Here is a 20,658-nt window from a genome sequence, read left to right on the forward strand (position 1 = left end):
CGGCGGGGCTGTCAGCGTGACATTGCGAACGACCTCCTACAGTTCTTTGACTCCCCACGGTGACCCGTAGGCGGTCAGCAGGTCCAGGAAGGGCACCGGGTCGAACGCCTCGGGGCCGAGCACGCCGCTGCCCGACCATGTCCCATTCGCCAGAAGTTCCAATGCGACAACCGGATTGACCGCCGTCTGCCACACCACGCATTGGTGGCCGTACTCCACCATCGACCATTCGTTGTCCACCACGTGGTACAGGTAGGTCGACCGCGCTTCACCGTCGGTGCCGGTGCCGGTCACCCACAACCCGGCACACGTCTTGCCCGTCATCCGAGGGCCGAGAGTGGCGGGGTTGGGTAGGCAGGCCGCGACGACATCGCGGGGGCTGACCAGCTGGCCGCCCACCGACACCTTCTCCGTGCGGTCGAGGCCCAGCTTGTGCAGCGCCTTGAGCACGTCGATGAACTCGGCGCCCAATCCGTATTTGAAGGTGGCCCGCCGGCACTTCACCCAGCGCGGCATCAGCAGCACCTCTTCGTGCTCGACGTTGACACACTCGACCGGGCCGATACCGTCGGGAAAGTCGAAAACCTCTGGCTCGCTGAAGGGTTCGGTGGTGAACCAGCCCCGGTCGGCCTCCCAGATCACCGGGGGGTTCAGGCATTCCTCGATGGTGGTCCAGATGGAGAATGACGGCGCGAAGTCGTACCCCTCGACCGTCAGGTTGGAGCCGTCGCGGGTGCCGAGCTCATCGATCTCGGCGAACAGATGGTCGGCGGCATAGCGGGCGAACACATCGGACAGGCCCGGCTCCACGCCGATCCCGACCAGTGCCAGCCGGCCCGCGGCCTGCCAGTCAGCTTCGGCGGCGAACTGCTCGTCGCCGAGTTTGATCCCCGGGAGTTCGTAGGGCTGGTCCGGATGACGCTGCGACAGGCTCATCGCCATGTCCAGATAGTCGGCGCCGCCGGCGATCGCGCCGTTGAAGATCGGCATGACGAACCGGGGATCGACGGCGTTCATCACATGGGTGATGCCGTGCTCACGCACCAGTCCGGCGATCGCGTCGGCCGAACTCGCGTCGACGCGGGCCCCGCTGAACCTGTCATCACCGACGCCGTCGGCGACCCGCAGCGCCTGCGCCTCGTCGTAGTCGCACACGACGATTGCGTCGAAGAAGTCCCGTCGCGCAGCAATCGAACAGAACGCCGAACCGACACCGCCGGCACCCACCAGGAGAATCCGCATGAAGGCCACCCTAGTGCGGATTCATCTTGATTTCGCAAGAGTTTGTACGGAATGCAGACTGATCCGCAGGATCGACGACGAAATACGTATCCACCCGGTGGAGGGGTTAACCCCCGGAAAAGTGGAGGGCCACCACCGCTGTGCCGGGCGACCGACGCGGCGAAGGTGAGTTCATGCACACCACTTCAATAGCCATCGCCATCGCCACCGGATTGATCTCAGCCGCCATCGCCGCGGCCTCCCCCGCGGCTGCCGCGCCGTCAGGCCCGCCGTGCCGGCCCTCCGACACAGGTGCCACCGTCTGCCAGACCGCGGGTCACATCCGGGTCATCGCCACCCCGACGGTGAAAGCACCACCGGCCCACCAATTCAACGGCTGGGTCGGGATGGTCCACCACCCCTAGCCCAGTGGCAGTGACGCCAGTCCGCGCAGCGTGACGTTCGGCTTGTAGACCGGGCCGGCCGTCGGCCGAATGTCCGGGAACCGGCGTGCCAGTTCGGTCAACGCGATGCGGGCCTCCAACCGGGCCAAGGGCGCGCCGAGACAGAAGTGCGGACCCTTGCTGAAAGTCAAGTGCCGCAACCCTTCCCGGTCGGGGTCGAAGTCATCCGGCCGATCGAAGGCCTCCGGGTCGCGGTTCGCCGCGGCGATCAGCAGCAGGATGCTGTCACCCACCGGAACGGTGACCTCACCGATCTGCATCTCGGCTCCGGCGATCCGCATCACCAGCTGCACGGGCGGGTCGTAGCGCAGCGTCTCCTCGATGACCGCGCCCGCCCGGTCCGGGTCGGCCGCCAGCGCGGTCCACTGCGCCGGGTCCCGCATCATCGCCCGCACGGCATTGGCGATCAGGTTGACCGTCGTCTCGTGACCCGCGACGAGCAGCAGGTTGCAGGTCGCGACGATCTCGTCGGCGGTGAGCTGGTCGCCGTCCTCCTCCGCCGCGATGAGAGCGGAGATCATGTCCTCACGCGGGTCGGCGCGACGCTTCTCCACCAAGGCCCCGAGGTACTCACGCATCCATTCGCCGGCCTGCAGGCGTTCGTCGGCGGTCTCGGACGCTTGGCCCGTCAGCGTCATGATCGGGTCGAGCCCCTGCGCCAGCAGCGCCGCGGCCCGGCTGAACTGCGGTTCGTCCTCTAGCGGGACTCCGAGCATCCGGCAGATCACCGCGACCGGCAGCGGATACGCCAGGTCGGGCACCACGTCCAGGCGCCCGGACTCGGCGACCTTGTCCAGCAGTTCGGCGACCAGTGATTCGATTTCGGGTTCCAGTGCGCGTACCGCCTTGGGCGAGAACGCCTGCTGCGCCAGCTTGCGCAACCGGGTGTGGTCGGGCGGATCGAGGAACAGGAACCCGGGCGTCGCCGCACGCTGCGGGCTGATGCCCTCGGCGATCTGGCGCTGGACCACCGACGACTTCATCCCGTCACTGCACGACGACGGGTGCCGTAGGACCTCGTCGCAGTCCGCGAATCCCGCGAACACCACCATGTTGGCCTCGGGCAGCACCATCGGACCCAGCTCCCGGATCTGTCCGAACACCGGGTATGGGTCCGCGCGGACAGCCGGGTCGAGCATCTGGACCAGCAGCGTCTGCGCGTCGGCTGTAGTCATACCCTTATTGTGCACGCGTCTAAGAGGTGCGCAGGTCCGTCCCGTAGTAGTGCCCCAGCACATGCTCGCGCAGCTCGTCGAACTCGCCCGCGACGATCGCGGCGCGGATCTGGTCGACCAGCCGGATGATGAAGCGCTCGTTGTGGATGGTGCACAGCGTCGAGGACAACATCTCCTTGGCCTTGAACAGGTGGTGGATGTAGGCCCGGGTGTAGTGCGCACAGGTGTAGCAGTCGCAGTCGGCGTCGATCGGGGTGAAGTCGCGGCGGTAGCGCGCACCGGTGATGTTGTAGCGCCCGTTCACCGAGTACACCGCGGCATTGCGGGCGACCCGGGAGGGCGAGACGCAGTCGAAGGTGTCCGCGCCGGCCGCCACCGCGGCGAAAAGGTCGTCGGGCTCGCTGATCCCCAGCAGATGCCGGGGCTTGTCCGCGGGCAGTTCACTGGTGACCCAGCCGACGATGGTGGCCAGGTTCTGCTTCTCCAGCGCGCCGCCGATGCCATAGCCGTCGAAGCCGTTTCCGTCCTCGTCGGCGAGGGAGACCAGTCCGCGGGTCGCCTGGCGCCGCAGATCCTCGTACTGCGCCCCCTGCACCACCCCGAACAAGGCCTGGCGCGGCTTGTGCGCGCGTTCCAGGGTGAGCCTCCGATGTTCGGCCAGGCAGCGCACCGCCCAGTCGTGGGTGCGCCGCACCGACTGCTCCTGGTAGCCGCGGGTGTTCACCAGGGTGGTGAGTTCGTCGAAGGCGAAGATGATGTCGGCCCCGAGCTGATGCTGGATCCCGATGGACACCTCGGGGGTGAAGCGGTGCGTCGAGCCGTCCTTGTGCGACCGGAAGGTGACGCCGTCCTCGTCGACATGCGCCAGCCGCTCCTTGCCCTCGGCGATGATGTCATCGGCCTGGACCCGCGTCGCGTCCATCGCGAGGACTTTCTTGAATCCGACTCCGAGGGACAGCACCTGGAAGCCACCACTGTCGGTGAACGTCGGTCCGGGCCAGTTCATGAAGCTGCCCAAACCACCCGCCTCGTCCACGATGTCGGGTCCCGGCTGCAGATACAGGTGATAGGCATTGGCCAGAATAGCCTGCGCCCCAACCTCTTTCATGGACTCGGGCAGCACGGCCTTGACAGTGGCCGCTGTACCGACGGCGATGAACGCCGGGGTCTGGATATCACCATGCGGGGTGTGGATGACGCCCACCCGGCCCTGGCGCCCGGGCAACTCGGCCTGCACCTCGAAATACTGCTCACTCACGCGAACATTCAATCAACCGCGAAGTCCCCGTGCTCAGGCGCTCTCGGTCGTAGATTCACCACATGATGATGAGATCGCTGGCCGGCATCGCGGCACTGGCGGCCGTCGCGGCCACATCCGCCGCGTGCTCGTCGTCCCCGCAGGCCCCCGCACCGCCTCCGGGGGCGCTGACTCCCGGGACCGCCGAGATCACCATCGACGGTCGCGATGCAGGCACCACCCATGCGGTCAGCTGCTCGCCGGCCGGGTACCTCACCACCATCACCACCGGTGATGACGCCTCGGGAATCAGCGCCATGGTGTCCAACCGCGACGAGCTCACCGCGGAATCGATCAGCTTCCGCAATGTGGGAGGCTTCACCGGCAGTTACAACGCCGGTCTGGACAAACCGAGCGCGACGGTCAGCATGACCGGACGGACCTACGACATCTCCGGAACGGCGCAGGGCTTCCGCACGGACAACGCCAGCTTCAACGCGCAGAGCCGATTCACCGTGAAGGTGGCGTGCTGAACTGCGGTTTACCTGCAGGTAGCCCACAGTCAAGTATTTCGCGCATAACGGTATCTATGAGTCCGCTGAGCACCATACTGCTCAAGGATCATCAGGCGATCTTGAACCGGATCGCACAACAACAAGGAGATCAGTGGTGAAGCGTGAATTCGTGGTCGCCCTGGGCGGTGCGGCGATTGTCATCGCAGGACTGTCCGGCTGTTCGTCAGATGACAAGAAATCCTCCGGCGCCGGCTCGGAGAAGGCGACCTCCTCGGCCTCCGGAACGGCGACGGCCTCGCCGACGGCGGCTTCGGGCACCGGTGGCACCAAGGTCACCATCGACGGCAAGGATCAGGCCGTGAACGGCTCGGTCGTGTGCGCCTCCATGGGCGGCAATACGAATATCGCCATCGGCGAGGGCGCCACCGGTATCGCCGCCGTCGTCAGCGACGGCGACTCACCGACGGTCACCTCGGTGGGCCTGGGCAACGTCAACGGCGTCACGCTCGCCTACGCTGCGGGCGCCGGCGGTGAGGCCAAGGCCGAGAAGGACGGCAAGACCTTCAAGATCAGCGGCACCGCGACGGGTCTCGACATGGCCAACCCCATGAGCCCGGTCAACAAGCCGTTCACCATCGAGGTCACCTGCCCGAACTGACGGGCGACGCCAACACGACGGCGGCGTCCCCCAGCGGGGGCGCCGCCGTTGTCGTCTGCGCTCAGGCCGGAGCCGGGAGGGTGTAGCCGGCAGCGGATTGGCGCAACTGCCAGATCTGCGCCGGGCACAACTCGTTGACGGCCTGATTGATCAGATAGGCGCCCTGGTAGTTGTCGGAGCTGTTGAACTCGGACATCACCTGCTGGACCAACTGGGCGTAGGACATCCGCCCGGCAACCCGGTCACAGACGGTGTGCCCGTAGGCGATGGCGGCGTCGGGGCCGGCGAAGTTGTAGCCCGGCCGCACCGTGACGTTCACCAGATACGCGACGACGTCCGCATGCGCCGCGGGCGCGGCCACGCCCGCCAGTCCCGCACCGAGCGCGCCCGCGACGATCAATCCCCGCAATGCCTTCATAGCGGTCAACCCTAAACCCGTGACGACGTGCGACGCTCCGGTTCGTGAGGGAAAGGCGGTCAGGGACGCGGGGACACCGGCGCGGGGGCCGGGTGGCGCCGTTGATGACGGCGCAGCCGGGCGAGCAACACCCGCCGGTGCACCTCGAAAGACAACGACATCGGGTCACGCCATAGCGGCGGCCTCTTCACGCTGTTCGCCATAATGCGTCCACTGTCGCACACCGAAGGCCACCAATCCGGTTGGCACACGCCGTCTTTGACAAATCTCACTCGCGAGGCGAACGCCGGGTGAACACGCCCCGACAGCGTCGTCACCACCGGATGACGGAACGGTTCCTGGCCAGCGAAAGAGACCACATTCGCTCTCGCGGCAATCTCATTTTCGCGGTGACACTGCGCAGTTTCGTCCGGCTCAGCGCCCGATGGCAGTGCGCCGGCGAATGAATTGACAGATCGACCAATTCATTCGCCGGAAACAGCCCGCACAGCCACTGACCCCTGTCAGTATGCGGGGCAGGTGTGCTTCCAGAAGGGGTCATTCGTGCAGCGTTTTTCAATGTGGGTGAGTACGGGTCTGTTGACCGCGGGAGTGTCGGCCGGCGTGCTGACCGGCGCGGGAGTCGCAGCGGCCGAGACCGGTTCGGCGCCGTCCTCGGAAGCAGGTACGCCGGGTACCTCTGAGCCCGGTGCCGCCAAGACCGAGTCACCCACCGACCCGAAGACCACCGAGCCCGGTGGCACGACCGAGAAACCGACCACCGCGGAGACCACAGGGACCACCACTGGGACCAGCGCTCCGTCGCAGCCCGAGCCCCCGAAGAAGAAAAAGAAGAAGGCCGCCGCCAGTTCGACGGCGCAGTCCGCCGTCGAGCACAAGGCCTCCACGTCCACCGCGGCCACCGAGACGGCCGCGACCACCAAGCCGGCCACTGCGACGTCCCAACCGGCGAAAACCGTGACGATCCCTACGACCCCATCGGTCGCGAACGCCACGACCGCGCTGCGTCTGGCCCAGGAGCCCGTCACCGCCGCGACCGCACCCACTGCCGTCAATCCGGTCAAGGTGATCGCCAGGGCCGTCACCGGGTTGGTCAACAACATCGGGTCCGCCATCATCAACGCGGTTCAAGCGCTGGAGCAGTTCGTCACCGGGCCGCCAGTGCTGCCGGCCGGCAGCACTGTCACTGTCCGCACCTCAACGATCCTGTTGGCGAACGGGCAACGGGTGAAGGCCAATTGGTACTACCCGGACGGCGATCAGCCGCCTGAGCAGATGATCCTGCTGCAGCACGGATTCCTGGCGCTGGGGCCGATGTACAGCTTCACCGCCGCCAACCTCGCCGAACGCACGAACAGCGTCGTCGTCACGCCGAGTCTCCCGTCGAACTTCCTGGCCGGGGACGACCACTGGCTGGGTGGGACGGGAATGTCGGAGGAGATCGCGAACCTGTTTACCGGCAACCGGGACGCACTCACCCAGAGCGCGATCGACGCCGGGTACGCCACCCGGTACGGCCTGACCGAGGAGACGGCCGCGCTACCGGAGAAGTTCGCCCTCGCGGGCCACTCGCTGGGCGGCAGCCTGGTCTCCGGTGCCGCCGGTTTCCTGGCGACCAACGGTGCCGCCGACAATCTGGTCGGTGTCATCCTGCTGGACGCCGTACCGAGCGAGGGAACGCTCGAGGCCGCCCTGCTCAAGTTGAATACCTATGCCGATTCACCTGGCGGGCACTACATCCCGGTCCGCGAGATCGGCGCGCCGAAGAACGCCTGGAACTCCACCAGCACCGTCAACCAGGCCTTGTCCACGGCTCGGCCGGACCGATTCAACGGCGTGATCCTGTCCGGCGGCGTGCACATGGATTCGATGCAGGGTGGCAACCCCGTGATCCAGTTCTTCGCCTTCCTGTTCGCGGGGTTCCCGCAGGCGCAGAATCCGCCGGCAGTCCAGAATCTGAGCGTCGACTGGCTGACGGCCTGGTTCGGGGGCACCGACGAAGGCGACGTGCCGACGCCGGGCAGCATCATCGACATCGACACCCCGAAGGGCACCGCGCACGGCCGGGTGATCGGGACCGCGCCGGTGAGCGCGGCGCTGACCATCAGCGCCTGATTCCTGACGTTTTGGTGGCGGTGAGTCCGGATCATCCGCTAGAACGTCGGAAACCAAAAGAACGGATCCAGCCGAAGCTGGATCCGTTCTTTTGTGGCGGTGGCGGAGGGATTTGAACCCTCGGACGGGGGTTACCCGTCACACGCTTTCGAGGCGTGCTCCTTAGGCCGCTCGGACACGCCACCGGGAGGCAGCTTACCGGTCGGCTGCGGTTGCCCCTAATCGCGTCGACGAGCACTAGCGCCGGCGCGCGAAGAACTCCTCCAGCGGTGCGGCGCACTCCGCCGCCAACACCCCGCCTCGCACCTGCGGGCGGTAGGTCAGCCGACGGTCGCGCACTACATCCCACAACGAGCCGACCGCCCCGGTCTTGGGCTCCCACGCCCCGAACACCAGCAGCCCGATCCGCGCCATCACGATCGCGCCGGCGCACATGGTGCACGGTTCGACCGTCACCGCCAGCGTGCAACCCTCCAGCCGCCAGCCGTCACCGAGGAGGGTCGCCGCCGCGCGCATCGCGAGGATCTCGGCGTGGGCGGTCGGGTCTCCGAGTTCCTCGCGGGCATTGGCCGCGCGGGCCAGCTCCGCCCCGTCCGGGCCGAACACCACCGCACCGATCGGCACGTCGTCGGGGCCCGCCCCCCGGGCGGCGTCCAGCGCCTGCCGGATCAGGGATTCGGGAGAACTCACCGACCGATCTTGTCGAGCACCTCGGACAGCTCCGAGTCGAAGCCCATCCGCTCGGCGATCGCACTGATCTGCTCGTCGATCTCCATGTCGATGTCGGAGACGATCACCCCGAGCACGCCCTCGGGCAGCCCGACGTCGGAGAGCAGGCCCAGGTCGCCCTCTTCGAACGGGTCCTGGTCCTCGAGGTCCTCGTCGTCGATGTCGGCGTCCAGCTTGTCCAGCACCTCGGCGGCGATGTCGTAGTCCAGTGCCGCGGTGGCGTCCGACAGCAGCAGCCGGGTGCCCGCAGGCGCGGGCCGAACGATGATGAAGAACTCGTCGTCGACGTCGATGAGCCCGAAAACCGCGCCGGCGCTGCGCAATTCGCGCAACTCCGTCTCAGCCGCAGACAGGCTGGTCAGAGCCGCGCGCCGCATCGGCGTGCAACGCCACTTGCCGTCCTCACGGACGACCGCAACCCCGAACCCCTCGGGGTGACCGGCAGCTTCCTGCGCCGGCGCACGCTGTGCTCCCATGGCGCTAACGCTAGTCGCAGACCAGGGGCTTTGACCACCTAATGACCGCCCACCCGCCCCGTATGCCAACCTTGACCCGTGACCGACACACCGGTGTGCGTGCTGGGACTGGGTTTGATCGGCGGTTCCCTGATGCGTGCCGCGCAGGCGGCCGGCCGGGACGTGTTCGGCTACAACCGATCCGTGGACGGCGTGGCCGCCGCCCGGCTCGACGGCTTCGACGCCACCGCCACCCTGGATGAGGCCCTGACCCGCGCCGCCACGAGCAGCGCCCTGATCGTCCTGGCCGTCCCGATGCCCGCGCTGGGCGTGCTGCTGGACCACATCCGCCGTATCGCCCCGGACTGCGCGCTCACCGACGTGACCAGCGTCAAAGGCGCCGTCCTGCGCGAGGTCGAGTCGCACGGGCTGCGATCCCGGTTCGTCGGCGGCCACCCGATGACGGGTACCGCGCACTCGGGTTGGGCCGCAGGCAGCAAGGGACTGTTCGCGGGCACCGCGTGGGTGGCCAGTGTGGACGACGGTGTCGATGCGCAGGTGTTCGCACAGGTGATGAACCTGGCCCTGGACTGCCGGGCGTTCGTGGTGCCGGCCCGCTCCGACGAACACGACGCCGCGGCGGCCGCCATCTCGCACCTGCCGCATCTGCTGGCCGAAGCCCTGGCCGTCACCGCGGGCGACGTGCCGCTGGCCTTCGCCCTGGCCGCCGGTTCCTTCCGGGACGGCACCCGGGTCGCGGCCACCGCCCCCGACCTGGTGCGCGCCATGTGCGAAGCCAACGCTGACGAACTGCTGTCCATGCTGGACCGCACCCTCGGGCTGCTCACGCAGGCCAGGGACCACCTTGCCGCGCACACGTCGGTCGCCGATCTGGTGGACGCCGGGCACGCCGCGCGCGTCCGCTACGACAGCTTCAGCCGGCCCGATATCCTGCACGTGACCGTCGGCGCCGACAACTGGCGCGAAGAACTGGCCGCCGCGGGCCGGGCGGGCGGGGTTATCAGATCCGCTTTGCCAGTCCGGGGTAATCGAGGATGAAGCCGTCGGAGTCCACCGTGATGGTGGTCTCCGCGATCGGCGACTTCAGGCTGATGCCGGCGTCCGTGCTGGTGTAGCTGATGGTCTCCGATTCCACCGTCAGCTCCGGCAGCCGCACATAGACCACGGGCAGGTTCAGTGATTCGGCGCGTTGGTGCAGGCCGGTCCGGCGGATCGGCAGGGCGTTGAAGAACGGGCTGAACACCACGTCGACGTCCAGCGCACCGTCGAAGGCAGCGCGCCTGGTCTGGTTCTGGTGGTCCTGCACCAGCCACATGTTCTCCTCATCGCGGGCGATGGAGAGCTGGCGTTCCCGCTCGGCGAGCGTCATGGTCAGCGACAGCCGCTTGGTGGCCCCGGACTCGTCGGTGACCAGGTCATAGGAGGCGCTGAACGCAGGGTGGACATCCGTGGCGGCGGCGACGATCCGGCCGTAGGCCTTGATGCGGTTCCCGGACAGCTGTACCCGGACCGATTCCATCCGGGGCAGGTCATGGGCCCGCCACGTGAGGATGGCCGGCCAGGGGCTGTCGGCTGGCACAGTGTCTGATTCTGGGCCTGAGCGTGGGGCTGCGTCAGTCACGCCTCTACCGTAGGCGACGGACCCCTGGCTTCGTAGCCGCGTTCGGAACTCCGATTCGGACCCCCGGATTCCAGGGCCACCTCGTCGTCCAGCAGCGGCTGCGGGAAACGGCGCCAGCGGTCGGCTCCCGGCTGCGACAGCCAGACCGCTAACGCCATCGCCGCGTCGAGGATCAGCGCCAGCGCCGTGACCATCAGGGCGCCCACCAGAGCGATGTGGAATTGGCGCACCTTGATGCCGTCGATCAGGTACCGGCCCAGCCCGCCGAGGCTGGCGTAGGCCGCGACGGTCGCGGTGGCCACGATCTGCAGGGTGGCGGTGCGCAACCCGCTGAGGATGAGTGGCAGGGCGTTGGGCACCTCGACCCGGAACAGCACCTGACGTTCGGTCATGCCCATGGACCGCGCCGCGTCGACGACGGCGGGTTCGACGTTGGCGATGCCCGCGTACGTTCCGGCCAGCAGCGGTGGGATACCCAGCAGCATCAGCGCGACGGTCGGCGGGATCAGTCCCAGCCCCCACAGCAGCACCCCGAGCAGCAGGACACCCAGGGTCGGCAGTGCCCGCAGGGCGTTGACGCCGGTGACCACCAGGAACGTGCCGCGGCCGGTGTGCCCGATGAGCAGGCCGATCGGGACGGCGACCAGCACGGAGAACACCACCGCGATCACGGTGTATTGCAGATGTTCGGCGATCCGGATGCCCAGACCGGCCGGGCCGGACCAGTTCGCCGCGGTGAAGATGAAGGACAAAGCCTCCTGCAGAAAGTTCACCGGGCACCCGCCTTCGCGCTGTCCTTTTGGACCCAGGGGGTCAAGGCCTTGCCCGCCAACAGGATCAGCGTGTCGATGACCACCGCGAGAACAAAGATCGCGATGATGCCCGCCACGATCTGACCGCTCTTGTTGGCTTGATAGCCCTCGGTGAACCAGGTGCCCAGGCCGCCGATACCGATCACCGAGCCGACCGACACCATCGAGATGTTCGTCACCGCGACCACCCGCAGGCTCGCGATGAGCACCGGGATGGCCAGCGGCAGTTCGATTTTCACGATCCGGGTGATGGGGCGGTAGCCGACGGCGGTGGCCGCGTCCAACACATCGGCGGGTACCGCATCCAGCGCTTCGGGCACGGCCCGCACCAGCAGGGCGGTGGTGTACAGCGTGAGTGCGACAAGGACGTTGGCCTCATCGAGGATGCGGGTCGGGATGACCAGTGGCAGCGCCACGAACAAGGCCAGCGACGGGATGGTGAAGATGATGCTGGCGATCACCGTGATGACGCGGCGCGGCAGCGTGGTGCGCTGCACGAACGCGCCGACCGGAATCGCGATGAGCAGGCCCAGGACGATCGGCACCAGCGACAGTCGCAGGTGGATCAGCGTGAGCGCCCAGGCCTTGTCCAGATGGGTCAGCAGGTACGTCACGCGGCCGCTACCCGACCTTCGGTATGCGGCGCTGTTGTTGCAGTGCCGCCAGCACATCGTCGGCGTTGATGCCGCCGAGCAGACGGCCGTCCTCGTCGACCGCGACCCCGAGACCGGACGGTGAGGACAGCGCCGCATCCAGCGCGAGCCGCAGCGAGCCGTCGGGCCGGAAGAAGGACCCGCCACCGATCGTGCTGTCGTACAACGCACTTCCCCTGCGGTGCACCTCGACACCCTCGGCGTTGATCCACGCGAACGGCTTACCGTCGGCACGGATCACCAGCGCCCATTCGCCGGGCGCCAGCTGCTGCGCGTCGATCTCGGCCTCGGCGACCTGGCGGATGTCGTGCAGCGGCAGGCCGGTCGCGCCGAAGAACTGCAGGCCGCGGTAGCCGCGGTCGGCGCCGACGAAACCGGACACCAGTTCGTTGGCCGGGTTGGAGAGCACGAACGAAGGTTCGGCGTACTGCTGCAGCACCCCGCCGCGGCCGAACACGGCCACCTTGTCCCCGAGCTTGACCGCCTCGTCGATGTCATGGGTGACGAACACGATGGTCTTGCGCAGTTCGCTTTGCAGCCGCAGGATTTCGGCCTGCAACTCCTCGCGCACCACGGGGTCGACGGCACTGAACGGCTCGTCCATCAGCAGGATGGGCGGGTCGGCCGCCAGCGCCCTGGCCACCCCCACCCGCTGCTGCTGACCGCCGGACAGTTGCGCCGGGTAGCGGTTGGCGAGCTTGGGATCCAGCCCCACGCGTTCCAGCACATCGAGCGCGGCTTTGCGTGCGGCACGGCGGGTTTCACCTTTGAGCACCGGCACGGTGGCGACGTTGTCGACGACGCGCTGATGCGGCATGAGCCCGGCGCTCTGGATGACGTAGCCGATACCGAGGCGAAGCTTCACCGGATCAACCTTGGTGACTTCGTTCCCGTCGACGGTGAGCGTGCCCGAGGTCGGTTCGATCATCCGGTTGATCATCCGCATGGACGTGGTCTTGCCGCAGCCCGAGGGCCCGACGAAGGCGGCCAGGGTGCCCTCGGGAATGTCGAGGGTGAGGTCGTCGACGGCGACGGTCCCGTCCGGATACTTCTTGGTGACGTTGGTGAAGGTGATCATCGCACTACTCACTTACCGGGAAGGGGCTTGTCGAAACCGTTGTCGCTGATCCACTTTCCAGCCGCCTCATCCGGGTCGACGCCCTTGTTGCCTTCGACCGAGGTATTGAGTTCGATCAGGGCCTCGGTGGTCAGTTTCGCACTGACCGCGTCGAGCACACTCTTGAGCGGGGCGGACAGTTTCTGGGAAGCGACCAGCGGCACCACGTTCGCGGCGAGGAACACGCTCTTGGGATCGTCGAGGACCACGAGCTTGTCACTCTCGATGGCCGGCGAGGTGCTGAAGATGTTCGCGGCGGTGACGGTGCCGCCCTTGAGCGCCTGTACCGTCGCCGGGCCGCCGCCGTCGCTGATCGCGACGAAATTGGCAGGCGAGATGTTCAGCCCGTACTTCTCCTGCAGGCCCTTCAGCCCGGTCTGCCGGGTCTGAAACTCCGACGGGCCGCCGACTTTCACCTCCGGCGAGTGCGCCGCGAGATCCGCGATGGACTTCAGATTCCACTTCTTCGCGGTGGCTTCGGACACCGCGAGGGTGTCCTTGTCCTCGGCCGGAGAGGGATACAGGATCGACAGGTCACCCGGAACCGCCTGCAGTAGGGCCAGCAACACCGCGTCGGAGGTGGTGGCCGTGGACTTCTCGTCGAAGTACTGGAGCAGATTTCCGGTGTACTCCGGGATCAGATCGATGGAATGATCCTGCACGGCAGGGATATAGGTCTCCCGGCTGCCGATGCCGAACTGCCGCTTGATGGTGAAGCCGTTGGCTTCCAGCGCCTGAGCGTAGATCTCGGCGATGATCTTGGACTCCGTGAAATCGGCCGAGCCGACGGTGATCGATTTCAGGTCGCCGGAGACCTCGCCGCCGCCCAGCGGATTGGAACTGCCACACCCGGCGCTCATCACGGCAACCATCGCTGCGATGACGACCAACAATCTAGATCTGCAGCGCATACCGTCCCCTCGGCCGTATTGGCTGTTGCTGCGTGCCAATTTCCTCGACAGTAACGGGCCACGCCGCGACATGCCGGGCTTTACTTCACCGTGAGGTGGTTTGCTTCTGACCCGCAAAGGGCAAAGATGGTGTCATGAGCACCGATCCCACCGCGTCGGATGCGGCCTTCAATTCCCCGGGCGAGCCGCTTCCGGAAGTACCCGCGGCGCCGCCACCTCCGCCGGAGGACGCGGTCAAGTTCACCCGGGCCGCGGCGCTGTGGTCGTCGCTGATCATCGGGTTCGTCATCCTGATCGTCCTGCTGATCTTCATCGCGCAGAACACCGATTCCGGCACCTTCCACTTCCTCGGCTGGAACTGGACGCTGCCACTCGGGGTGGCGCTGCTGCTGGCCGCGGTGTGTGGCGGGCTGCTTGCCGTGTTCGTCGGCGCCGCGCGCATCGTGCAATTGCGTCGCGCGGCCCGCAAGAACCTGAAGGCCGCACGGCGCCTCTAGATCGCTGCCTCTAGATCAGCTTGAGTCCCTCGGCGATCAGCGGTGCCACTGCTTCGCCGACGCGGGACGGTGCGCCGCCCTCGCGGGCGCGGAAGTCGATGCCCGCGGCGATGATGGCCAGCTTGAAATACGCCAAGGCCATGTAGAAGTCCCAGTTGGCCAGGTCCTGACCGCTGGCGCGCGCGTAACGCTCGGCCAGACCATCCGCCGACGGTAGCCGCGGCGAGGTCCATGCGGCCTGCATGCCGAGCACATCGTCGAAGTTCGGGTTGCGGTAGACGCACATCAGCGCCGCGTCGGACAGCGGGTCGCCGAGCGTGGAGAGCTCCCAGTCCAGCACCGCGCGCACCACCGAGGCGTCCGAGTTGTCCAGGATGGTGTTGTCGATGCGATAGTCGCCGTGCACGATCGATGCCCGGGAGCTGGCCGGAATCCCTTCTGCCAGAGCGGAATGCAGCCTTGTGACGTCCGCGTCGCGGGTGTCGTCGGCCAGCCGCACCAGATCCCACTGCGAGCCCCAGCGCCGGACCTGGCGCTCCAGGTAGCCGTCGGCCTTGCCGAAATCACCGAGTCCCACGGCTTGCGGGTCGACAGCGTGCAGGTCGGCCAGCACCGTGATCAACGCGTCCACACACTTGTCGATCACCTCGGCGTCGCCGAGTTCCTCCAGTTCGGAGGCGCTGCGTACGACGCGGCCCTCGACGTTCTCCACCATCTGGAACGGCGCGCCAAGCACCGAGTCGTCATCGCGCATGGTGATCGCGCGGGCCACCGGCACGGGTGTGCCCGCCAGGCCGGCGACCACCTTGTATTCGCGGGCCATATCGTGCGCCGACGGGGTCAGCCCGTGCAGCGGCGGCCGGCGCAGCACCCACTTGGACGCGTCGTCGAACACCCGGAAGGTCAGATTCGAGCGTCCACCGGAGATCAACTCGGCGCGCAGCTCACCGGAGCGGGCGATCCCCTCCGCGCGCAGGTAGGCGTCCAGGGCGTCGAGATCGAGTCCTTCAAGGGTGGTCACCGGAACTGTTTACCACTGCACGTTTCGCGGCAGCAGATCCCATACGTGTTCGGTGCCGTTCACCGAGGCGACGGCCAGCTTGCCGCTGCGCGAGGACAGCAACCGCGTCACCGACGCGTAGTCCACGTGGAACGACAGCAGCCGCTCGGTGCCCAGGATGTGGTGCAGCAGGACGTTGATGACCCCGCCGTGGCCGAACACCGCGACGGTGTCCTCGTGAGCGGCGCCCGCGACGATGTCGTCCACCGCCGCCACCACGCGGCCGAGGAACGCCTTCTCGTCGACACTGCTCGGCAGATGCCCGGAGACCAGCCGGGCCAGCTCCTCGGGGTTGTCCTTGGCGATCTGCTCGATCGGCACGTAGTGCGTCATGTCGCGGTCGTATTCGGCGAGCCGCTCGTCGACGTCGATGGGCAGGCCGAGAGCCTCGGCGAGCGGGCCCCCGGTCTGGATCGCGCGGCGCTGCGGGCTGCTCACCAGCCGGGTGATCGGGAAGCGCTCCAGCGCGTCGGGCAGGCGCGCCGCCTGCGCGACACCCTCGCCGGACAGGTCCGGGTCAGAACCCTGACCTGGCTCGCTGCGCAGGGGTAACGCATGTCGGACCAGAAGCAGTTGCACCGTGACACCATATGGCCCGTGCGTGCTTTCGCCTGCCCGGTGTGCGACACCTTCATCGCGTTCGAAGCCGATCACTGCGCCGACTGTGGCACCGAGCTGGGTCTGCACCTGCCGTCACTGAACATACTGGCCCTCGCCGACGGGGTGGCGGTGCACGAGGGCACCCGGTGGGTCCGGTGCAACCAGCACCGGACGCTGGCGTGCAACTGGCTGGCCCCCGAGGAACAGGACGAAGAGTCCCTCGCCGGTCCCCGGGGCCGCTGCCTGTCCGGTTCGTTGATCCGCCGCGAACCGGCCGCCGACGACACCCTGGCCCGGGAAAAGCTGGTGCCGACCACGGCGGCGCTGCGCCGGCTGGTGTTCCAGCTGGCGGACATCGGCTTGCCGATCGAGCCGTACTGGATGCGCGACGGTGGGCTGGCCTTCGACCTGCTGTCCAGCTACACCACGGGCGAGAAGGTGATCATCGGCCACGCCAACGGGGTGATCACCATCGACGTGGTCGAGTCGCTCGACGACTACCGGGAGTCGCTGCGGGTGCGTCTCGGTGAGCCGTACCGCACCATGCTGGGCCACTTCCGGCACGAGGTGGGGCACTACTACCAGAATGTGCTCGTCGAAAATGGTTCCGGCGCAGATGTTTATCTCGACGACTGCCGGAAGCTGTTCGGCGATGAACAGGCCGGTTACAGCGAGGCGATCGCCCGGCACTACAAGCTGGGCGCCCCCGAAGGCTGGGCGGCGACGTTCATCTCCGAGTACGCGACCATGCACCCGTGGGAGGACTTCGCCGAGTGCTTCGCGCACTACCTGCACATCGCCGACACCATGGACACCGCGCGGGAGGCGGGCATGGTGCTGCATGCCGACCGGGTGCGGTTCAACGCGCCGCGCGACATCGTGGCGCTGGAGTGTTACGACGACGAACCGATCGAACGGATGCTGTTCGACTGGAAGTGGATGTCGCTGTTCTTCAACCGGGTGAACACGGCGATGGGCAAGAATCCGTTGTACCCCTTCGAGATCCCGCCCGCGGTGGTGGACAAACTCGCATTCGTCCACCGCGTCATCCGCGATACCGCCAGGAGTTGACGTGGGTTACGCCGACGAACTGTTCGACCTGACCGACCGGGTGGTGCTGATCACCGGCGGCAGCCGAGGCTTGGGCCGCGAGATGGCATTCGCCGCCGCGCGGTGCGGTGCCGACGTGGTGATCGCCAGCCGCAACCTGCAGTCGTGCGTCGAGGTGACGCAGGAGATCACCGCCACCACGGGCCGGGCCGCGTTGGCCCACGAGGTACACGTCGGGCGGTGGGATCAGTTGGAGCCCTTGGCTGATGCCGCCTACGCCCGGTTCGGCAAGGTGGACGTGCTGGTGAACAACGCCGGTATGTCGCCGCTGTACGAGTCGCTGGGCACGGTCAGCGAGAAGTTGTTCGACTCGGTGGTGAACCTGAACTTCAAGGGACCGTTCCGGTTGACCGCCCTGATCGGTGAGCGCATGGTGGCCGACGGCGGCGGGTCGATCATCAATGTGAGCTCGTCGGGGTCACTGCGCCCGGACCAGTACATGCTGCCCTATGCCGCCGCGAAGGCCGGATTGAACGTGCTGACCGAGGGTTTCGCGAAGGCATTCGGTCCGACGGTACGGGTCAACACCTTGATGGCAGGCCCGTTCCTGACCGATGTCAGCAAGGCCTGGGACTTCAGCACAGAACGGCCGTTCGGCGACTTCCCGTTGCAGCGCGCCGGCAATCCACCCGAGATCGTCGGCGCCGCACTGTTTCTCATGTCGGACGCGTCCAGCTTCACCACCGGGTCGATCCTGCGCGCCGACGGCGGCCTGCCCTAGGACACCGCGCCGACTGGCCACTCGACGCAGCTAGGGCGTGATGATGGCGAAACCCGGATCGGGGCGGTCCAGGACACCGAGCAGTGCCGCCAGTGCGCCGGCATCCCCGGTGGTCTCCACGCCGGGCGAATCGGTGTCACCGGCGGCGAAGGCCAGCAACCGCCCCTTGGTGGCGAACGTGACCGTCGCCGTGGCGGTCGAAGGGTCGGCCGGTGTCTTACGGTGCACCAGCACCCCGTTGCGCAACGTCAGCCGGTAATCCGCCGCCAGGTCGACGAAGGTCACGTCGATGGTCAGGTCCAGATCCCAGGCGCGGGGGCCGTTGACGTTGATGGCGAAGGTGTCGAACACCTGCTCCGGGGTGAGCTGACTCATCAGCGACGGGGACGCCGTCTGGGTGGGGGTCCCGAAGTTGCCCTCACGCAACTCGGTGGCGCCCGAGAGGAAGAAGTTGCGCCACACCGCGTTCTCGGCGCCGTAGGCCAGCTGCTCGAGGGTGTCGGCGTACAGCCCGCGGGCCGCCGTGTGCTTCTCGTCGGTGAAGATGACGTGATCCAACAGCGTTGCCGCCCAGCGGAAATCGCCATCATCGAAGGCCTGTTGGGCCAATTCGACGACGCGGTCCACGCCGCCGATGGCCTCGACATAGCGCAGGCCCAGCGCTTGCGGCGGATGCTGCCAAAGCCGGCCCGGGTTCCCGTCGAACCACCCCATGTAGCGCTGGTACACCGCCTTGACGTTGTGGCTGACCGACCCGTAATAGCCATGGGTGTGCCAGGCCTTTTCCAGCGCCGGCGGCATCTGGAACGTCTCGGCGATCTCGATACCGGTGAAGCCCTGGTTGAGCTGGCGCAGCGTCTGGTCGTGCAGGTAGGCGTACAGATCCCGTTGCACGGACAGGTAGTCGACGATGTTGTCGTGTCCCCATGTCGGCCAGTGATGCGAGGCGAACACCACGTCGGCGCGGCCGGCGAAGGTGTCGATGGCCTCGGTGAGGTAGCCGGCCCAGCCGTGYGGGTCGCGGACCAGCGCGCCGCGCAGGGTCAACAGGTTGTGCAGGTTGTGGGTGGCGTTCTCGGCCATGCACAGGGCCTTGAATTTCGGGAAGTAGAAATGCATCTCGGCGGGCGCCTCGGTGCCCGGCGCCATCTGGAACTCGATCTCGACACCGTCGATGGTGTGCTTCTCGCCGGTGCTGCGCACGTCGACGGTGGGCACGATCAGCGCGACCTCACCGGTGGAGCCGACCTGCCCGAGGCCACACCCGACCTGGCCCTGCGGTCCGCGGTCGAGCACCGCGCCGTACATGTAGGCGGCGCGGCGTGCCATGGCCGTGCCCGCGTACACGTTCTCCTGCACGGCATGGTCGGTGAAGCCCTCCGGCGCCAGGATCGCGACCGTGCCGGCGTCCACGTCGGCCTGTGAGGTGACGCCGAGGACGCCGCCGAAGTGGTCGACGTGGCTGTGGGTGTAGATGACCGCGACGACGGGCCGGTCACCGCGGTGCGCGCGGTACAGTCCCAGCGCGGCGGCCGCGGTCTCGGTGGAGATCAGCGGGTCGATGACGATGACACCGGTGTCGCCCTCGATGAAGCTGACGTTCGACAAGTCCAGGCCGCGCACCTGGTAGATGCCGGGGACCACCTCATACAAACCCTGCTTGGTGCACAGCTGGGACTGCCGCCACAGGCTTGGGTGCACCGTGTCCGGCGCATCACCGGTCAGGAAGCCGTAGGAGTCGTTGTCCCACACCACTCTTCCGTCCGGCGCGGTCACCACGCAGGGCTCCAGCGCGCCGATGAACCCACGGTCCGCGTCCTCGAAATCGCGGGTGTCGGCGAACGGCAGACCGTCGTGGTGCTCGTGATTGGCTGAGGAGATGGTGGCGGTAGCGGGCTTCTGCTCCATGCGCCCTAGCCTGCCACCCGGTGCAGGGTGACGTCAGCCAATACGCCGCCCTCCACCGTCGCGGTCATATAGGTGCAGAACGGCTGCCGCCGACGGTCGGTGGGTGACCCCGGATTCAGCAGCCGAAGTCCGGTGGACGCGGTGGCGTCCCACGGAATGTGACTGTGCCCGAACACCAACACATCGGTGTCCGGGTACTGCCGCGCCATGCGTTCGTCGCGCCCGGCCGACGCCCCGGTCTCGTGGACCACCGTGAACCGCAGTCCGTCCAGCGTCGCGTCGGCACGTTCGGGTAGCCGTGCCCGCAGTTCGTCACCGTCGTTGTTGCCCCAGCAGGCCAGCAGCCGTCGGGACCGTGCCGTCAGCTGATCCAGCAGCGCCGGCGACATCCAGTCCCCGGCATGGATCACCACATCGGCGGAGGCGACCTCGCTCCAGACCGCCGCGGGGAGGTCCTTCGCGCGCGTGGGCACATGGGTATCCGCGATGAACAGCAGGCGCACCGCACCACCGTAACGCGGTAGGCAACGCAAACGTTGCTGAAAATTGTCTTGAATGATCAACAAAGCCCCGGAAACCGGGCTTGACATCGCCTGCAAACTGCTCAAGCATGGCTCCAAACTGGGAGTATTAAGTGTCC

At 67.3% G+C, this 20,658-nt stretch carries 23 protein-coding genes and 1 tRNA gene; 8 read left to right on the forward strand and 16 right to left on the reverse strand.

Going from position 1 to position 20,658, the window contains the following annotated elements:
* Window positions 1–36: 36 nt before the first annotated feature.
* Entirely contained in the window at window positions 37–1,242 is a 1,206-nt protein-coding gene (locus AC1DY7_RS09660; protein WP_477493445.1) for a saccharopine dehydrogenase family protein, read from the reverse strand.
* Between the two features lie 173 nt (window positions 1,243–1,415).
* Here AC1DY7_RS09660 and AC1DY7_RS09665 point away from each other — a divergent pair, with 173 nt between their 5' ends.
* The gene (locus tag AC1DY7_RS09665; RefSeq protein ID WP_477493446.1) at window positions 1,416–1,646 is read left to right on the forward strand and encodes a hypothetical protein; all 231 of its coding nucleotides are present in this window, start codon (window positions 1,416–1,418) and stop codon (window positions 1,644–1,646) included.
* On the opposite strand, the gene AC1DY7_RS09670 is transcribed toward AC1DY7_RS09665, so the two are convergent.
* Complete coding sequence (locus tag AC1DY7_RS09670; protein ID WP_477493447.1) at window positions 1,643–2,860, reverse strand: cytochrome P450; 1,218 nt, start codon at window positions 2,858–2,860, stop codon at window positions 1,643–1,645. The two genes, AC1DY7_RS09665 and AC1DY7_RS09670, sit on opposite strands and share 4 nt — an antisense overlap.
* 19 nt (window positions 2,861–2,879) lie before the next feature.
* On the reverse strand, window positions 2,880–4,118 hold the full coding sequence (tgt, locus tag AC1DY7_RS09675) for a tRNA guanosine(34) transglycosylase Tgt (RefSeq protein WP_477493448.1): 1,239 nt from the start codon (window positions 4,116–4,118) through the stop codon (window positions 2,880–2,882).
* A gap of 62 nt (window positions 4,119–4,180) precedes the next feature.
* On the opposite strand from tgt, the gene AC1DY7_RS09680 reads away from it, so the two are divergent.
* Both AC1DY7_RS09680 and AC1DY7_RS09685 read left to right on the forward strand, forming a co-directional pair.
* Window positions 4,181–4,630 carry a lipoprotein LpqH gene (locus tag AC1DY7_RS09680; RefSeq protein WP_477493449.1) on the forward strand — a complete coding sequence of 150 codons (450 nt, stop codon included), beginning with the start codon at window positions 4,181–4,183 and terminating at the stop codon, window positions 4,628–4,630.
* A gap of 136 nt (window positions 4,631–4,766) precedes the next feature.
* Window positions 4,767–5,270 carry a lipoprotein LpqH gene (locus tag AC1DY7_RS09685; protein ID WP_477493450.1) on the forward strand — a complete coding sequence of 168 codons (504 nt, stop codon included), beginning with the start codon at window positions 4,767–4,769 and terminating at the stop codon, window positions 5,268–5,270.
* 61 nt (window positions 5,271–5,331) lie between these two features.
* On the opposite strand, the gene AC1DY7_RS09690 is transcribed toward AC1DY7_RS09685, so the two are convergent.
* Window positions 5,332–5,688 carry a DUF732 domain-containing protein gene (locus AC1DY7_RS09690; protein ID WP_477493451.1) on the reverse strand — a complete coding sequence of 119 codons (357 nt, stop codon included), beginning with the start codon at window positions 5,686–5,688 and terminating at the stop codon, window positions 5,332–5,334.
* 558 nt (window positions 5,689–6,246) lie between these two features.
* Here AC1DY7_RS09690 and AC1DY7_RS09695 point away from each other — a divergent pair.
* Window positions 6,247–7,803: a dienelactone hydrolase family protein gene (locus tag AC1DY7_RS09695; protein WP_477493452.1), complete on the forward strand. Its 1,557-nt coding sequence runs from the start codon at window positions 6,247–6,249 to the stop codon at window positions 7,801–7,803.
* 94 nt (window positions 7,804–7,897) lie between these two features.
* On the opposite strand, the gene AC1DY7_RS09700 is transcribed toward AC1DY7_RS09695, so the two are convergent.
* From AC1DY7_RS09700 to AC1DY7_RS09710, 3 genes are all read right to left on the reverse strand, one after another.
* Window positions 7,898–7,988, reverse strand: a tRNA-Ser gene (locus AC1DY7_RS09700).
* Between the two features lie 52 nt (window positions 7,989–8,040).
* A complete protein-coding gene (locus AC1DY7_RS09705) occupies window positions 8,041–8,493 on the reverse strand; it encodes a nucleoside deaminase (protein WP_477493453.1) in 453 nt (150 codons plus the stop codon).
* A complete protein-coding gene (locus AC1DY7_RS09710) occupies window positions 8,490–9,008 on the reverse strand; it encodes a tRNA adenosine deaminase-associated protein (protein ID WP_477493454.1) in 519 nt (172 codons plus the stop codon). The genes AC1DY7_RS09705 and AC1DY7_RS09710 overlap by 4 nt, the downstream gene beginning before the upstream one ends.
* Window positions 9,009–9,101: 93 nt before the next feature.
* On the opposite strand from AC1DY7_RS09710, the gene AC1DY7_RS09715 reads away from it, so the two are divergent.
* On the forward strand, window positions 9,102–10,046 hold the full coding sequence (locus AC1DY7_RS09715) for a prephenate dehydrogenase (RefSeq protein WP_477493510.1): 945 nt from the start codon (window positions 9,102–9,104) through the stop codon (window positions 10,044–10,046).
* On the opposite strand, the gene AC1DY7_RS09720 is transcribed toward AC1DY7_RS09715, so the two are convergent.
* From AC1DY7_RS09720 to AC1DY7_RS09740, 5 genes are all read right to left on the reverse strand, one after another.
* Window positions 10,009–10,527, reverse strand: a complete 519-nt coding sequence (locus tag AC1DY7_RS09720; RefSeq protein WP_477493511.1) for a putative glycolipid-binding domain-containing protein — start codon at window positions 10,525–10,527, stop codon at window positions 10,009–10,011. The genes AC1DY7_RS09715 and AC1DY7_RS09720 overlap by 38 nt on opposite strands.
* 98 nt (window positions 10,528–10,625) lie before the next feature.
* Window positions 10,626–11,402 (reverse strand): ABC transporter permease, encoded by a 777-nt coding sequence (locus AC1DY7_RS09725; RefSeq protein ID WP_477493455.1) that lies wholly within the window; start codon window positions 11,400–11,402, stop codon window positions 10,626–10,628.
* On the reverse strand, window positions 11,399–12,055 hold the full coding sequence (locus AC1DY7_RS09730) for an ABC transporter permease (protein ID WP_477493456.1): 657 nt from the start codon (window positions 12,053–12,055) through the stop codon (window positions 11,399–11,401). The genes AC1DY7_RS09725 and AC1DY7_RS09730 overlap by 4 nt, the downstream gene beginning before the upstream one ends.
* Window positions 12,056–12,062: 7 nt before the next feature.
* Entirely contained in the window at window positions 12,063–13,172 is a 1,110-nt protein-coding gene (locus AC1DY7_RS09735) for an ABC transporter ATP-binding protein (RefSeq protein ID WP_477493457.1), read from the reverse strand.
* Window positions 13,173–13,180: 8 nt separating this feature from the next.
* Window positions 13,181–14,122 carry an ABC transporter substrate-binding protein gene (locus AC1DY7_RS09740; RefSeq protein ID WP_477493458.1) on the reverse strand — a complete coding sequence of 314 codons (942 nt, stop codon included), beginning with the start codon at window positions 14,120–14,122 and terminating at the stop codon, window positions 13,181–13,183.
* 134 nt (window positions 14,123–14,256) lie between these two features.
* On the opposite strand from AC1DY7_RS09740, the gene AC1DY7_RS09745 reads away from it, so the two are divergent.
* Window positions 14,257–14,619 (forward strand): LapA family protein, encoded by a 363-nt coding sequence (locus tag AC1DY7_RS09745; protein WP_477493459.1) that lies wholly within the window; start codon window positions 14,257–14,259, stop codon window positions 14,617–14,619.
* A gap of 10 nt (window positions 14,620–14,629) precedes the next feature.
* On the opposite strand, the gene AC1DY7_RS09750 is transcribed toward AC1DY7_RS09745, so the two are convergent.
* Window positions 14,630–15,640, reverse strand: a complete 1,011-nt coding sequence (locus AC1DY7_RS09750; RefSeq protein WP_477493460.1) for a phosphotransferase family protein — start codon at window positions 15,638–15,640, stop codon at window positions 14,630–14,632.
* 9 nt (window positions 15,641–15,649) lie between these two features.
* Window positions 15,650–16,258 (reverse strand): histidine phosphatase family protein, encoded by a 609-nt coding sequence (locus tag AC1DY7_RS09755; protein WP_477493461.1) that lies wholly within the window; start codon window positions 16,256–16,258, stop codon window positions 15,650–15,652.
* A gap of 18 nt (window positions 16,259–16,276) precedes the next feature.
* Here AC1DY7_RS09755 and AC1DY7_RS09760 point away from each other — a divergent pair, with 18 nt between their 5' ends.
* Window positions 16,277–17,350 (forward strand): zinc-binding metallopeptidase family protein, encoded by a 1,074-nt coding sequence (locus AC1DY7_RS09760; RefSeq protein WP_477493462.1) that lies wholly within the window; start codon window positions 16,277–16,279, stop codon window positions 17,348–17,350.
* Between the two features lies 1 nt (window position 17,351).
* Window positions 17,352–18,110 (forward strand): SDR family NAD(P)-dependent oxidoreductase, encoded by a 759-nt coding sequence (locus AC1DY7_RS09765; protein ID WP_477493463.1) that lies wholly within the window; start codon window positions 17,352–17,354, stop codon window positions 18,108–18,110.
* Window positions 18,111–18,140: 30 nt separating this feature from the next.
* Here AC1DY7_RS09765 and AC1DY7_RS09770 read toward each other — a convergent pair whose 3' ends face one another.
* Together AC1DY7_RS09770 and AC1DY7_RS09775 are read right to left on the reverse strand one after the other, a co-directional pair.
* A complete protein-coding gene (locus tag AC1DY7_RS09770) occupies window positions 18,141–20,018 on the reverse strand; it encodes an alkyl/aryl-sulfatase (protein WP_477493464.1) in 1,878 nt (625 codons plus the stop codon).
* Window positions 20,019–20,023: 5 nt separating this feature from the next.
* Complete coding sequence (locus AC1DY7_RS09775; protein ID WP_477493465.1) at window positions 20,024–20,521, reverse strand: metallophosphoesterase family protein; 498 nt, start codon at window positions 20,519–20,521, stop codon at window positions 20,024–20,026.
* Window positions 20,522–20,658 lie beyond the last annotated feature (137 nt).

This window comes from Mycobacterium sp. P2_H7 (genome assembly GCF_056403275.1).

Coding starts and splice junctions, on each gene's coding strand:
- AC1DY7_RS09690 (WP_477493451.1), bottom strand. CDS start 5,688: ATGAAGGCATTGCGGGGATTGATCGTCGCGGGCGCGCTCGGTGCGGGA.
- AC1DY7_RS09745 (WP_477493459.1), top strand. CDS start 14,257: ATGAGCACCGATCCCACCGCGTCGGATGCGGCCTTCAATTCCCCGGGC.
- AC1DY7_RS09670 (WP_477493447.1), bottom strand. CDS start 2,860: ATGACTACAGCCGACGCGCAGACGCTGCTGGTCCAGATGCTCGACCCG.
- AC1DY7_RS09710 (WP_477493454.1), bottom strand. CDS start 9,008: ATGGGAGCACAGCGTGCGCCGGCGCAGGAAGCTGCCGGTCACCCCGAG.
- AC1DY7_RS09680 (WP_477493449.1), top strand. CDS start 4,181: ATGATGATGAGATCGCTGGCCGGCATCGCGGCACTGGCGGCCGTCGCG.
- AC1DY7_RS09720 (WP_477493511.1), bottom strand. CDS start 10,527: ATGGAATCGGTCCGGGTACAGCTGTCCGGGAACCGCATCAAGGCCTAC.
- AC1DY7_RS09695 (WP_477493452.1), top strand. CDS start 6,247: ATGTGGGTGAGTACGGGTCTGTTGACCGCGGGAGTGTCGGCCGGCGTG.
- AC1DY7_RS09665 (WP_477493446.1), top strand. CDS start 1,416: ATGCACACCACTTCAATAGCCATCGCCATCGCCACCGGATTGATCTCA.
- AC1DY7_RS09660 (WP_477493445.1), bottom strand. CDS start 1,242: ATGCGGATTCTCCTGGTGGGTGCCGGCGGTGTCGGTTCGGCGTTCTGT.
- AC1DY7_RS09735 (WP_477493457.1), bottom strand. CDS start 13,172: ATGATCACCTTCACCAACGTCACCAAGAAGTATCCGGACGGGACCGTC.
- AC1DY7_RS09740 (WP_477493458.1), bottom strand. CDS start 14,122: ATGCGCTGCAGATCTAGATTGTTGGTCGTCATCGCAGCGATGGTTGCC.